Source organism: Actinotignum urinale DSM 15805 (genome assembly GCF_000420445.1).
In the GTDB taxonomy this organism is placed as follows: domain Bacteria; phylum Actinomycetota; class Actinomycetes; order Actinomycetales; family Actinomycetaceae; genus Actinotignum; species Actinotignum urinale.
Window position 1 is genome coordinate 60,630 of sequence record NZ_ATUY01000008.1, and the last position, 13,290, is coordinate 73,919.

Here is a 13,290-nt window from a genome sequence, read left to right on the forward strand (position 1 = left end):
TTTACGAATGTACGACGAGATAGTTGTGTGCGTCTTCACCGCTTAAAATGGTTGCGGTTTGCGGTGTATCGCGAATTTTGCGCATAATTGCGCGCGTATCGACCTGTTGTATACCAACGACGCCGGCGTTTTTTAGGGCTTCTTCAAGTTCGCCCGTTTTTTGATAGTGGGAACCGCGCGCTATGGGATCTCGAATAATCACACCTGCTGCTGTGTACTGAGAATCTTCACCTAAATCGAGAACTCCCGTATTTCCAATATGCGGGGTTGTAAAGAGAACAATTTTTCCAGTTACGTCTTGGGATGTAAGAAGTTCTTGGTAACCGAAAGCTGCCGTGGTTCCGCATAGGACACCGCTACTTCGTCCTCGCTGAGCGTAAGGTGTTCCGTGAAAAATCGTTCCGTCTTCTAGAATAAGTAGTGCTGTATCTACCGGCATCATTCTCTCCTCAAACATGTGTTTGATGAACATCACAACATTCACCATAATGAATAAAAATGACGAACATGGAATAACTATACAGGAACTTTATGTTGATTCTTCTACCGCCTTCAGCGGGCAAGACGGCGCCACAATCTGGCCCCACGCTCGACCTCGTCTCTCTCTATCTCCCTGAATTTACACAGCTTCGTGAAGAAATTATTGATATTTTGCAAAAAGTTTCCGCATCAAAGGACGCTCTAAAGTTACTTAAAGCCGGTCCAAAAATAGAAACAGAAATTCTTTCCCAGGTTGTTTTATACTCCCAACCGTGTTCAAAAGCACAGAATATATATACAGGCGTGTTATACGATGCCGCCGATTTCCCCACGCTGACACCCAAGCAAGCGCATAAACATTACCCTGAAACAGTAGGATGTGGATAACTTTTTGTTTCTCAACACGAGACGGCTAGGGTAAAGATATGAAACGTCTCGCAGCAATTTCGCCATCACGGGCCAAGGACTTCCATCAATGCCCCCTTCTTTTTCGCTTCCGCAGCATTGATCAGTTCCCCGAACCCCCGTCGTTAGCCATGCTCCGAGGAACACTCGTCCATTCGGTTCTTGAACATTTATACGACGTTCCACAGCTTGAACGAACCCTAGATTATGCCCAGTCGCTTCTTCTTCACTGTTGGGAAAAACTTCACACCGAGAACCCGGAACATCTCACGCTCTTCGATACAGAAAACCACCTGAATAATTGGCTCGATTCTGCACGTCCACTTATTTCCACATATTTCACCCTAGAAAATCCCCAATATCTTCAACCTAGAGATAGGGAAAAATTCTTGAATAGCAGGCTTTCCTCAGGCGTAGGGGTACGCGGTATTGCTGACAGAATAGACAGGGCACCCAGTGGCGCGTTGCGTGTCGTCGATTATAAAACCGGAAAATCTCCCCATCCGCGCTACCAACAGGACGCGCTGTTCCAAATGCGTTTTTATGCCATGTTGCTATATCTCATTGAGGGGCAAATTCCGGCGCGAACACAACTGATTTATTTGAAGGACGGGCGCACGCTCACCTACGATCCCACAGATGTCGATGTGGAGATGATTGTGGAGAACGTGAATAACACGTGGAAAAATATTAAGGAACGTTTAGATTCGCGCTATTTTGAACCGCGCAGGTCCCGGCTGTGCGATTGGTGCAGTTTTCAACGCTTCTGCCCCGAATTCGGCGGAACGCTACCGGAAATAAGCGCCACAGGCATCGAGCATATGCGCACCGTACAGCAGTAGGATCTACAAGGTAATATCCACCCCAAGGAATGCCTGAACGGCGCGCGCCATCTTTTGCGCATCATATGTGTGCGAGCTACGTGCCCAGTTGTCAATGAAAACACAAGCTTGTGGCGTGTTGAGATCATCAGCGAGAATATTGCACAAGACTTCTGCGGGATCTTCACCTTTTTCTGTTTCGCTACAGCAAGCATCTGCGCCACAACAGTTATTGGCATGTGAGAAAGCCTCCCGCCATGCAGAAAGACGCTCGGATGCATGGCGTAGCAAATCCGCGGTGTATTCCCAATCGGTACGGTAATGTTGCCCCAACATAACAAGTCGGACAGCCTGCGGATCTTCGCCTTGGGAGACAAGTTCGGACACCCTCACAAGATTACCCAACGATTTCGACATTTTCTCACCCTCATAGGCAACCATCCCGGCATGCATATGAATATCCACACCGGAACCGGAAAATAGTTCACGCAGATGAGATTCGCTCATTTCGTGATGCGGAAACACCAAATCGCGCCCACCAGCCTGAACCGTCACGTTTCCTTTCAATTGCTCAGCCATAATTAACGCACATTCAATATGCCAACCAGGACGCCAATATCCGGGTTTTTCACCACGTGGCTGGAAGCAATCATTTTTCACGCCCTTCCAGATGAGCGGATCAAGTTCATTCTTCTTCCCCAGCCTGTTAGAATCCCCGCCATGCCCATCAAATAAGCCCCGCAAATCTAAACCACGGAAAACGGGAGCTACCGCAAATTCTTCGTCGTGCGAAATATCGAGATATACATCTTGGGATCCGTCACTGTTCTCGAGACGATACGCCAAGCCACGCTTTTCAAGATCGCGAACGGCCCCCTCCAACTCTGGCAACACTTCCGAGATGGCTGTCCACGTCTGTGGTGGAACGCAACCCAAAAGTTCCATGTCGCTACGGAAAAGATCAATTTGTGAATCCGCAAGTTCTCGCCAATTTACCTGGGTTGCCTCGGCTCGCTCGAAAAGCGGGTCATCAATATCGGTAATATTTTGGGCGTAAATCGGTTCCTTACCCGTTGCCAGCCACCACCGCATGAGCGCATCTGCCATGACGTACGTAAAAGCGTGTCCAAGGTGTGTGGCATCGTAAGGCGTAATTCCGCACGTGTAGAGATGCGGATGTTGGGTATCTGCAACAACACGTAAATCCTGCGTAGATGTATCAAAAAGTTTCAAAGAAGTCGTGACGTGGAGAACAGGGACATGCGGTTTCGGCCAGGTTTTCATAAACTTCCTTACGTTGACACAACATCATTATCTTACTCCGATAGACATAACGTGCCCACCCGCCAAAATGTTCCCAACTCATTAGCCCCACGCACTTTCTCACTGCTCTGGCGCCCAACCCTTCTGCCCCAAAAAATCAACGCCGACACAACCGCGCGGCACTCTCCCGTCGTACATCCCGATACACACAACACTCCCAACGCACACAACACTCCCGATACACACAACACTCCCAACGCACACAACACCCACCCACCCATTCCTCGTTTAAACTTAAACGTATGGATTACCGTGCGGTTGGAAAAAGTGGCGTTGTTGTATCCTCTATCGGACTTGGAACCCTCACCTGGGGGCGCGATACGGAAAAAGATGAGGCAGCAGGTCAACTTTTAGCATTCTCTGAAGCTGGCGGAACGCTCCTCGATACGTCACCCGCTTTCGGAAATGGCGCTTCCGAGTCCCTCGTCGGTACACTGTTCGACGACGGAGATTTTTCTTGTAAAAACTTCTATATTTGCACACGTGTCGGGTTTGTTTCCTCGCCAATCGGTTCATCCTATTCAACATCGAGAGGTGCCTTGCGTTCAAGCCTTGAGGGGAGCTTGGAGCGCTTAAGGACGAACCGTGTGGATTTTGCTCTGTGTGCTGGCCCTGATGGCGTGACCCCGGATCGGGAAACGGCATTAGGACTTGCACATCTTGTCACTTCAGGGCTTACAGATTATATAGGCGTGATGGGTTATCCTGCCTGGAGAGTTGCCCGCATGAATACTTTCCTTGAAGAATCCGGGCTACCCTCACTCAGTGTTATTCAAAGCGAATATTCTCTTCTTCAACGCTATCCAGAAGACGAGTATTTTGATGCCTGCGAAGGTTTAGGTTTGGGTTTCTTTGGCACATCGGTTCTTGGACGCGGAGTTCTTACAGGAAAGTATCGCCATTCTATTCCTGCAACTTCGCGCGCTGCTTCAGAACATTTGGCATCTTTCGTCGACCCTTATTTGGATAAGAGGTGTCGCACCATTGTTGAAGCGGTTGCGAAAGCCGGTGACGGTTTAGGGCTATCTGAGGGCGAGGTTGCCCTCGGCTGGGCTTTATCTAAACCCATAACCTCCGCCCTCATTGGCGCGCGAACAGCGGGCCAACTGGTGTCCATACTCTCCAAGGTCCAAGAGCTACCCGCAATCGTCACCGAAGCCCTCAACGATATTTCTTAACACTTATGCACTATAGGTTTTGATGAAAATGCACGGATGATTGAGCTAGTAATTGTTCGTCTGTATAACGGACATGACTACCTCATTATTCATGCAAACTACATGACAAAACAATTTTCACGTGAAATACGAGAGGTACAGTATTATTTAGATACGCTCGTCCTCGTCGTCATCTTCATCGTCGTAGTCATCATCGAAATCTTCATCGTCGAGGCCATCATCGTCGTAGTCGTAGTCGAAATCGTCCTCGTCGTGCTCGATTGCATCGCCGTCGTAATAGATTACATTTTCATCGAGGTCATCGAAATCTTCATCGTCCTCGTCGTCATCTTCATCGTCGTAATCATCATCGAGAGTGTCGAATCTGCCGGTGTCGTACAGGTAGCCATTATCGTTGTCCTCGTCCTCATCCTCATCTGCGTACACATCAAAGGGGGTTTCGACATCGTATTCGGTAAACATGACGTCATCGTAAACGGTAAAGGCGTCCGCAAGAAGGTCCGTTGCTTCTAAAACCGCAGGGGCATGCGGATCATCTGAGGTTGATGCAACCTGATGGAAGTGTTCGAGCGCTCTCATCAACCGGTCCAGTGCTGCACGAGGATTCATAGCCATGTTCCAAGGTTACCCTTTTTATCGCGTTACGGCTAATCTTTTAGCATCTTTCGTCAAAAATTATTAAGAACAAGTTTTGCGCAAAATATAAGGTTGTTTCACGACGAAAATAGCTCGCAAACCAAAAATTCCGGCTAGAAATACATCACAAAACGCGAACGCTGTGAAAAAGCAAGCTTCACAAGCCAAGCGCCCCGCGAATATCCGGATCGAAGAAATTCGGCCCCTTAAGAACCTTGCCATCTTCCCTATAAATCGGTTTCCCATCCTCCCCAAGTTTGGAAAGATTAGACGCCTGAATCGTCGCTAATACACGTTCCATTGAAACGCCAAGCTCCAAAGCCATACCGTAAATAACGTAGATAAGATCACCCATAGCGTCCGCGATTTCAATAATGTCGCGCGTATTATCGTCAGCGGAAACTGCGCGGTTAAAGGCTTTTTCAATTTCGCCACCCGCGACCCCGCCGTAACAAGCCGCCACCAATTCCGTAAATTCTTCAGCAATAAGGGACATTCTCAGCCCGATGCGTTCATTATCCGCACTCGGTTTCCCTTCAACTATAGGTAAACGATATGTTTCATGGAATTGACGAACAAGAGTTTCCGGATCACGCGGATTTCCAAAAGCGGGATGTTTGCGGGTTGGCCCACACCACGGCCCGCGTGGCGCACGCGGTTCTCCAGGTTTAATCGTTGCGCGCAGGGTATCGTAGATTTTGCCCTTGTTAAAAGATCCGGCACGCTGAATGCCTTCGAATACGAAACCTGCCTTCCAGGCGGTACGAACCGAGGACCAGTTCGGTTCACCATCCTGAATTTGGCAGGCCCAATGCACGGCCTCTAGCTTCATCTCATCGAAAGCGAAATCCAGGACGGTTTGAACCACTTCGCTCATAATTCCCTGGTCACGGAACCCGGGCGCTGTCCAAAAACCCAACTCCCCTACATACTGATTGGGTTGACGTACTTCAATACACGCAACCGGCTCCCCGCCTTCTTCGTAACGCGCGTACCACACGGGAACTCCGATACGCCACGATTGTTTCGTATTGGCAACAAAGCATGTTGCGTCCTCTTCGCCGTAAGGCGAGGGCACTGAGGTCCACTTCTGAATCTCTGGATCTTGGCATATGCGAACTATTGCGGGAATGTCCTCTTCGCATGGGGGCGTTAACACAAAACGTTGAGTATGAAGAATGACTGTTTCCATTTCTTTTCTTTCCTCTTTGCCCTGGACTTTCCTATATCTGCCCCGGTTTGCCACCTCTGTCCACTTCCCCGTACAGACGGCAGTCTATACGGTTCCGAAATCACTGTCGACGACGTTCTCACCAATCCCGCAGAAACAGACCCGTAAGAGCGAGAACTCAGAGCGAGACGGCATAGCAGGACCGTGAAAAACAAAAGGGCCGATCCTTTGGACCGGCCCTTTTTCGTGCGCAGAGGGGGACTTGAACCCCCACCCTCTAATACGAGGACTAGCACCTCAAGCTAGCGCGTCTGCCTATTCCGCCACCTGCGCGTAGGTTTCAGCAAGTTTCCTTGCCGAAGCAACAGAGAATAATTTACCAGTTCGTTCCACGTAGTTCAAATTTTCCGCATGAAAACCCGGGTGATTTGAATCACCAGCTAAGCATTCTCGCGTTTTTCGTCGTCAACAATCTCAGCGTCTTCAATATATTCCACCAAAGTTGCCGCCAACACGGCATCTGAAATCTTGTTAAGTCGACGATACATTGCGCGTTGTTCCATTTTTTTCTTGGAGTACCTCATGGTGTCTACCACGGGTATGGCACGTTCTAACATGTCGAGTTCTTCGCGCCATTTTTTGGCATCCTCAAGTTCCTTGGGTGTTGTCGCATTCGCATATAGGTAGGTGACCTGCTCCTTTAACGCCACGATTTTTGACGCCATTTGCGCAGATGATCGACTTGGCGCTGTTCCCGCTATTTTCGTGTAGACGCCGTGGATTTTTTCCACCAACCGGGGATTTTTTTGCGCTAGTTCCTTAAGTTGTGGCCCGTACTTCAACAGCACACCCGCGACTACCGGGCCCGTTTTGAGAATAGCTTTGAATAACGATGAAATTTTCATTCACTCCCCTTTCGTATCTTCTCCATTTTATACGCTGTTACCGTTCTAGTGTTCCCAGGAGGTAACCTCGAACTCCTCGCCTGCGTTTTTACGGTTTCTCGCCAAACCCGCGTTATCGCGCATGTCCCGCAGAACCCGCGTTGTCGCTTATTTCGCCTGCGTTTTTACGTACATCCAAAAGCGAGTATCCTGATGGGGTGCTGAATATCGTTTTTTATGAACCTCGCATCCCTGGAAATACAGGCGCGGCAATTCGCCTGGCAGCCTGCACGAGCGCATCCCTTCACCTTATCGAACCCCTCGGTTTCGACTTTTCCGACGCCCATCTCAAGCGCGCCGGCCTCGACTACCACGATATTGCCAGCCTCATTATCCACAATAATTACGACGATTTCCTTGCAACAACTAACGGCGCGCGAATTTTTGCCTTCACAGGGCACACCGCGAATAACTATGCTGATGTGCGTTATCAACCGGGAGATTATCTTCTGTTCGGCCCCGAACCCACGGGGCTTCCCGCGCGGATTGTCCAGGATTCTTCGATTACGCAAGCCGTTCGGATCCCCATGATGCCCCACCTGCGTTCCCTCAATCTCGCCAACGCAGCCTCAATTGCCGTATATGAAGCCTGGCGTCAACTGGGTTTTAATGGTTCTGCACCGTTTTCCTGAATAGTGTATTTTCACAACTCACCCTCTTGCATGAATGAACTGTCCCTCCCAAAAAAGCTGGACTGAGGAATCAACCACCTCGAAACGAATTTGAGGATGCGAGGAGGTGCTGGTTGTCGAGATTGGTGAATCCTAGGGCGAGTCCGGCACCCTCGATCTTCCGCAACGCTGGAGTCCCGTGATGAGCCCAGGCGAACTCGCAGCTACAGGGCGTTGCTGACCGGCTGCGAGAAGGCTTTCAGGTCTTCCCAGGAGTCGGCACGGGCGGTGTCTTGTTCGTAGGCGATGAGGTAGCCCCAGTGCTGACCGGTATAAGCGTCCTCAGCCACCAGGCGTCGCACCAACGCCTCGGCAGCCTTACGCTTGGCTTGCACCCTGGCGTCATCGCGGCCACGCTCGTCCTTGCCCTCGATAATCCAATGCACCCCGTTGGTGTCCAAGGCTACGAAGTCGGGGAAGTAGCGGTCTTTCGCGTTGTAGTACACGAACGCGCCGTCTTGCGTGTGGAGCCGATGCCACCACACGATCCCCGGCGACGTGTTGAGCAGGCGAGCAAGCTGGTATTCGCCGGTGAAGGAGTCGAAGGATTCCTCTGCGAACAGCGACTTGAACCAGCCCCTATAGACCCGGCCACGCACGAACTGGTCACGACTCTCAATCTGGTTATGCACTTTCTCACCTAACGGGAGCGTGTAGCCGGTGCCTGGCATCGACTTGGGGTGTATGGTCGGCACCTCGCGGGTGGCTCGCAGTGTCTCGGTTGTGTAGTCCTTGATCAGCCCCAAGAGTTCGGCGCGAGCGGAGTCGAGGGATTTGACGGTCCAGCCGGTGAACGTCACGGCGCCCATGAACTTCGGCACCAGGTACGTGGCGACGTAGCGGGCGGTCTGTTTGGTTTTGGGCACCAGCGACATGTTGATCACTAGTTTGACCAGAGCCTCCTCGGCGTCGGCATCGTCAACGTGGACGGAGTCAACCTCGGCACTTTCTCGATCCTCTGCCCGGAGTTTCTTGCCCAGCGTGGCGATGATCTCTTTGCGCAACAGCACGTCCCCAGCAGAAGTGACCCGGCGGGCAGCTTGCTCAATCTCGGTGTCACTGATTTCTGACAGGTCAATGGGCGGCTGCTGCACAGTCATCGTCGTCACCGGGAATCGGTAGGATACGTCCGCAAAATCGGGGTTCCGTCCGATCGAAACCAACTCCCAGGTGGGCTGATCCTCCTGCTCGGTGATGGTACGAACCCCAACACCAGGCAAACCCGCACCCGGAGAATCACCACCGCCTACGGGAACGGTGCCCGGCTGCGGTTCTACGCCACCGGCCCCCTCACCACTGGTACCAGCACCAGGCCCTGGCATAGTCGTAGTCGATGCTTGACCACCGGTCGTGTCTGTGACTGTACCCGTGCCGGATGTTTCGGCGGCTTTGCGGATCGCCTCTTCCACCTTGGCTTTGTCGGGTTCGGGGACGGCATCGTCCAATCCGAACTGCTGCAGCACGTTCTCGGCGTTGAGTAGTTCGGTGAAGGATTGGTGGGCGATGATGTCGAGCTGATCGATCTGCCACACGCCCGTGTACTTCCCGAACGGCAAACGCAGGCCACGCCCCATGGTCTGCTGGGTAAGCACCTCGGAGGCCATCGCCCGCAGCGTGACGACGACCGCGATGTTCTTGACATCCCAGCCCTCCTTGAGTTTGTTGACACTGACCACTGCCAGCACAGGCGATTCGGGCCGATCCAATTCGTCGAGGCGACGCTGGGTCAACTCATCCTCGTGCTTGGAGTCCACCTGCAACACCGCCTCATCCTGGCCGAGGTATTCCGGGGTGCGCAGCAGCTCAGCAACCTGGGTGGCATGCTCAACATCCGAGCACACGACGAAAGCGACCGCGTTCACATGATCGCGACCCTTTGAGGAGGCATAGGAGTCGTAGTAAGCCTGCTTGAGCGCACGTAGCTGCAGCGCGTCCCGCAACTGCTGCTCCTCAGAGGCTTCACCGGTGCCATATCCGGTCTTGCGGAACGCCAACACTGGGGCTTTGACATACTTGTCGGTAATCGCCCGATACAGCGGATACTCGAAGATCACATGATCGGTCTTTTTATTCACCGAAGCCGTCAACCCGATCGCCACTGCTGGATCAAGTTCCTTCAACGCTGCATTGAACGCCACCGCGCTCGACCCGTACAGGTGGGATTCGTCGGCGATCACCACCAGATCATCGAGGTTCTTCAGGTAGTCGAAAAGCACACCGGCGTTCTCATCGAACCGCCGCGGCTTGCGACGCATCGCATCCTGTGTAGCGCCGTGAGTGTCCCCCTCGGCTTCCTTCGGCGCGATGAGCTGCTGGATGTTGAAGATAAACGCCAGCATCGGGGTTTCCCGCCCGAACGAAAGCTGGGCGGGTCCGTTCTGCCGGGCGATCCACGCCGAATAGTCCTGCGGGGTCACCACCTCGGGCGGCACCGCCGCGCCGGTGATATACCGGGGCGTGCCAGGCGTGAAATTCTGGACCGTCTTGGCCTGCACCGTCTTGCCTGGGGTGACGATCACGACGTTGCCAACCCCTTGGCGGCGCAGATATTCCACAAACGCCGCCATCAAATACGTCTTGCCCACGCCCGTAGCGAGGTTGAGCACCTGCATCACCGATGGGTCATAATCCCCATCAAGAGTGAAGACCAGTTGGCGCAGAGCCTCCTTGTTCGGAGCACGCAGGTCAAACTCGGCACTAATCGACTCCAACATGTCCGAATCAAAACTAATATTCAGCCGCTTAGCCATCACAGCTCACCACCCTCGCTGTAACGGAACACATCATCGGGCAAGGCAACCACCCGCGCCCCCTTCACCAGTTTGCGCAGATGCTGGCGCACCCCGTCCATCACCGAGGTAGCTGCCAACACGATCGTCTCCCCAGGTTGAACCTGCGAGGCCAGCCAATCCACGATCTCGGGGGTAGCCACCCCTTCGACCACCTTTAGCAAAGCGTTACCGCGCCTGGCGTCGAACACATAGTCATCATCCGGGTACAGCAGCGTGAAACCAAGATTCGCAGCCACCGACTCAATCAACGTTTCGCCGGTCGCGGCCTCTGTTAGCATCACTCGATCTAGTGCGGGGTCGTAGTCGAAACACGCAGGCGACAGGTGGGCGACCTGGAAGCCGCCGCCACCACGCCAATTAACCACATCTTTCGAGCGGCGAGTTTTCACCATCTGCTTAACCGCCCGAATATCCGCCGATTTCTTCAACTCCGGGCTCTCACTAATCGCCTTATTAAGTAAGGAAGTCAGCTTCTGTGCATCATCAGCACTCAAACCCTCCGGCAAACCATCAACGGTAGCATCCACCCGCTCACCCTTCGTGCGGGTTATCCCGCCCGGATCACTATCACTAACCACCTTTTCCAAACGCGGACGAGTAAAACGGTTAAAAGTATCCTCCACCAACTCACACGTAACCCAACGCCGCCCCATCTTCTGCGCAACAGCAGCCGTAGTTCCTGAACCTGCAAAACAATCCAAAACAATATCCCCCGGATTAGAACCAATATGAATAATCCGCTCTAAAAGGCGCTCGGGCTTAGGGGTACTGAAAGGAGTTTCATCTGGGAAAAGAGATTGGTTTTCCTTTTTCGCTTCGTCAGTATGTCCTACTTCGCTATACGGCCATATACTTTGCGGAATACGCCCAGCAACATTAGACAGATAGGTTTTGCGTCTAATAGCTCCCTTACCGCCCTTAGTAAGCCAAAAAACTGGCCAAGGTCCATCATCTTGAATTTCCTGTGCGCGTTCCACGCTGGACGAATTAAAGTTCCGCAAAACAAGTGGATGCACATCATCACGTAGTTGCACACCAGGGGGTTCTATTTCGCGTCTTTTTGCCATTTCCTCAGGAGTGTTATCCCCATAGACATAGTCACCCCACCCTTGCATAATTTCCAGAACTGTTGATTGCGCATAACACCAATTTGCAGATGATGAGGGATAAAGCATTTTACCGGTAATCGGATGCTGAATCCCATACACGCCAGGGTGCTGATATTTACCAGCTGCGTGACGCGCGTGCGGATTGTCGTTAGCCCACGATCCTGCTGGATCATCATCCGGATTCTGATAGGCAGAATTCATTGAACTTGTTCTAGGAAGCCTGTTTACCTCAAACGATGATGACTTTCGGTAGATAAGAATAACGTCTGAATCAATCGACACTCCTGATCCATTATTTTTGGGGCTGTAGGTATTTTGCCAATATATTTCAGCCAAAAAATTTGCGGCACCGAACACCTCATCCATCAGCAGCCGCATCCGGTGGACTTCGACGTCGTCGAGGTGTACCCAGATGGAGCCGTCGTTAGTGAGCAGCTTCTTCATGTGCAGCAGTCGGTCGCGCATCATGGTGAGCCAGATGGAGTGCTCCAGGTTGTCCTCGTAGCTGGCGAATGTTTGCGCGGTGTTGAACGGTGGATCGATGTAGATCAGTTTCACCTGGCCCACGTACTTCTTGGCAAGCTCGGGCACCCGGGTAAGGGCTTCGAGGACATCGCCGGATTCGCCGAGGATGAGCAGGTTATCGCCTTGGGGGTCAAGGTCGGCTCGCTCGGAGTAGGCGAACTCGTCAGACTTTGGTGTCTGGCTGCCTTGCACATAGTCGTCTAGCACGAGGGTATGGGTCTCGCAGTAACGCGGGTCTGAGGGGTCAACCCACGTGTAGCCGTACTTGCCGGTCTCGGTGGGGATGAGGGCCTTGTCCTTGTTGTACCAGGTGAGTTGCAAGCGTTGATTGGCCATCTAGTCGGTTTCTCCCTTCGTGTCGGTGGGGACGACCTCGCAGATGTCAGCGGTGCCCCAGATAAAAAATCCCAGTTGGTTCATTCGTCTTTTTCTTTCAATTTTTTAGTAGGAATAACTTGAAGAGTGCCATCGCTTAAGCTCACACTGCCTAGGCGTAAGCGTAAAATCACGTCAGTGCTGCCACGGTCGCCTCAAACTAACCACAGTCAAGCCTTCGATGTAGCAAGCTGGCAAGTGCTATAAATTCTAGGGCTTCTTGCGGATCCTGCTCGAACGCAAGCTCATGCGCTCCAGGGTTTCTGACACCTAACATTGCTCCACGAAATAGTAAGTGGAATCCAGCTTGCTCATCTTCGCCGGAACGCCCTTCATGCCGCGCTACCGAGAGCTTCGGGTTTTTGCCGTTGAAGGCTTCGTCCATCAGCTTCGTGCCCGAATTATCAGAACCCAAGAGACCACGAACTCGTACCTCAATAGACACGAATGCTTCAGTTACGGCCCTACTGAAATGGCCGTCCGCGAAGAGCTTTCCTGCGGACTCAATGACGCGAGGGTGAAAGTTTTCAATGGTGAGGCGTCGAACTGGTGCAATACGAGCCTGCGGAGCCTTGCCCCATTTAAGCTCCGTATAACGCATGTTTCGGAACGAGACCCCTTTGGGATCGTAGATTCTAACTTCGCTTACGAGCTTGCGTTCAATGCCGCCACGGGGGTCTTTGATCTCAACAATGTCTCCCTCGTAGATAGGCGCGTCTACCGAAACGAAACCCGAATCGGGCTCGACATGTGCCTCGACAGAAAAACGCTTCTCGTCGGCAGTACCCTCGGCGTGAACTACTTCAACAGTTTCGTGGCCAAACGTACGGAACATTGGCGGCTCAACGGTCACGAGAATC

Annotated in this window: 12 protein-coding genes and 1 tRNA gene; 4 read left to right on the forward strand and 9 right to left on the reverse strand. The window is 52.3% G+C overall.

All coding sequences use genetic code 11. The annotated features are described in order from the left end of the window. Nucleotide 1 precedes the first annotated feature (1 nt). Complete coding sequence (locus G445_RS0106520) at nucleotides 2-442, reverse strand: carbamoyl-phosphate synthase domain-containing protein (protein WP_169511070.1); 441 nt, start codon at nucleotides 440-442, stop codon at nucleotides 2-4. 89 nt (nucleotides 443-531) lie between these two features. Here G445_RS0106520 and yaaA point away from each other — a divergent pair, with 89 nt between their 5' ends. Beyond that, nucleotides 532-867 carry a peroxide stress protein YaaA gene (gene yaaA, locus G445_RS0106525; protein ID WP_022866746.1) on the forward strand — a complete coding sequence of 112 codons (336 nt, stop codon included), beginning with the start codon at nucleotides 532-534 and terminating at the stop codon, nucleotides 865-867. Nucleotides 868-905: 38 nt separating this feature from the next. Continuing rightward, nucleotides 906-1,727 carry a RecB family exonuclease gene (locus G445_RS0106530; protein ID WP_022866747.1) on the forward strand — a complete coding sequence of 274 codons (822 nt, stop codon included), beginning with the start codon at nucleotides 906-908 and terminating at the stop codon, nucleotides 1,725-1,727. A 3-nt stretch (nucleotides 1,728-1,730) separates the two neighbouring features. On the opposite strand, the gene G445_RS0106535 is transcribed toward G445_RS0106530, so the two are convergent. Beyond that, nucleotides 1,731-2,990 (reverse strand): cysteine--1-D-myo-inosityl 2-amino-2-deoxy-alpha-D-glucopyranoside ligase, encoded by a 1,260-nt coding sequence (locus G445_RS0106535; RefSeq protein ID WP_022866748.1) that lies wholly within the window; start codon nucleotides 2,988-2,990, stop codon nucleotides 1,731-1,733. A 281-nt stretch (nucleotides 2,991-3,271) separates the two neighbouring features. Here G445_RS0106535 and G445_RS0106540 point away from each other — a divergent pair, with 281 nt between their 5' ends. Continuing rightward, a complete protein-coding gene (locus G445_RS0106540; protein ID WP_022866749.1) occupies nucleotides 3,272-4,207 on the forward strand; it encodes an aldo/keto reductase in 936 nt (311 codons plus the stop codon). 147 nt (nucleotides 4,208-4,354) lie between these two features. On the opposite strand, the gene G445_RS0106545 is transcribed toward G445_RS0106540, so the two are convergent. From G445_RS0106545 to G445_RS10135, 4 genes are all read right to left on the reverse strand, one after another. After that, nucleotides 4,355-4,822, reverse strand: a complete 468-nt coding sequence (locus tag G445_RS0106545; protein ID WP_022866750.1) for a hypothetical protein — start codon at nucleotides 4,820-4,822, stop codon at nucleotides 4,355-4,357. A 178-nt stretch (nucleotides 4,823-5,000) separates the two neighbouring features. Beyond that, the gene (locus tag G445_RS0106550; protein WP_022866751.1) at nucleotides 5,001-6,035 is read right to left on the reverse strand and encodes a GNAT family N-acetyltransferase; all 1,035 of its coding nucleotides are present in this window, start codon (nucleotides 6,033-6,035) and stop codon (nucleotides 5,001-5,003) included. Nucleotides 6,036-6,261: 226 nt separating this feature from the next. Further along, nucleotides 6,262-6,347, reverse strand: a tRNA-Leu gene (locus tag G445_RS0106555). Nucleotides 6,348-6,454: 107 nt separating this feature from the next. Then, on the reverse strand, nucleotides 6,455-6,919 hold the full coding sequence (locus G445_RS10135) for a hypothetical protein (protein ID WP_022866752.1): 465 nt from the start codon (nucleotides 6,917-6,919) through the stop codon (nucleotides 6,455-6,457). A gap of 197 nt (nucleotides 6,920-7,116) precedes the next feature. On the opposite strand from G445_RS10135, the gene G445_RS0106565 reads away from it, so the two are divergent. Continuing rightward, complete coding sequence (locus G445_RS0106565) at nucleotides 7,117-7,590, forward strand: tRNA (cytidine(34)-2'-O)-methyltransferase (RefSeq protein ID WP_026421015.1); 474 nt, start codon at nucleotides 7,117-7,119, stop codon at nucleotides 7,588-7,590. A 203-nt stretch (nucleotides 7,591-7,793) separates the two neighbouring features. On the opposite strand, the gene G445_RS0106570 is transcribed toward G445_RS0106565, so the two are convergent. The 3 genes from G445_RS0106570 to G445_RS11795 all read right to left on the reverse strand — a co-directional run bounded on the left by G445_RS0106570 (nucleotide 7,794) and on the right by G445_RS11795 (nucleotide 13,283). Beyond that, on the reverse strand, nucleotides 7,794-10,379 hold the full coding sequence (locus tag G445_RS0106570) for a DEAD/DEAH box helicase (protein ID WP_022866754.1): 2,586 nt from the start codon (nucleotides 10,377-10,379) through the stop codon (nucleotides 7,794-7,796). Next, the gene (locus G445_RS11945) at nucleotides 10,379-12,391 is read right to left on the reverse strand and encodes a site-specific DNA-methyltransferase (protein ID WP_022866755.1); all 2,013 of its coding nucleotides are present in this window, start codon (nucleotides 12,389-12,391) and stop codon (nucleotides 10,379-10,381) included. Before G445_RS11945 ends, G445_RS0106570 begins: the two co-directional genes overlap by 1 nt. A 199-nt stretch (nucleotides 12,392-12,590) precedes the next feature. Further along, the gene (locus tag G445_RS11795; RefSeq protein ID WP_022866756.1) at nucleotides 12,591-13,283 is read right to left on the reverse strand and encodes a TIGR02391 family protein; all 693 of its coding nucleotides are present in this window, start codon (nucleotides 13,281-13,283) and stop codon (nucleotides 12,591-12,593) included. Between the last annotated feature and the right edge of the window lie 7 nt (nucleotides 13,284-13,290).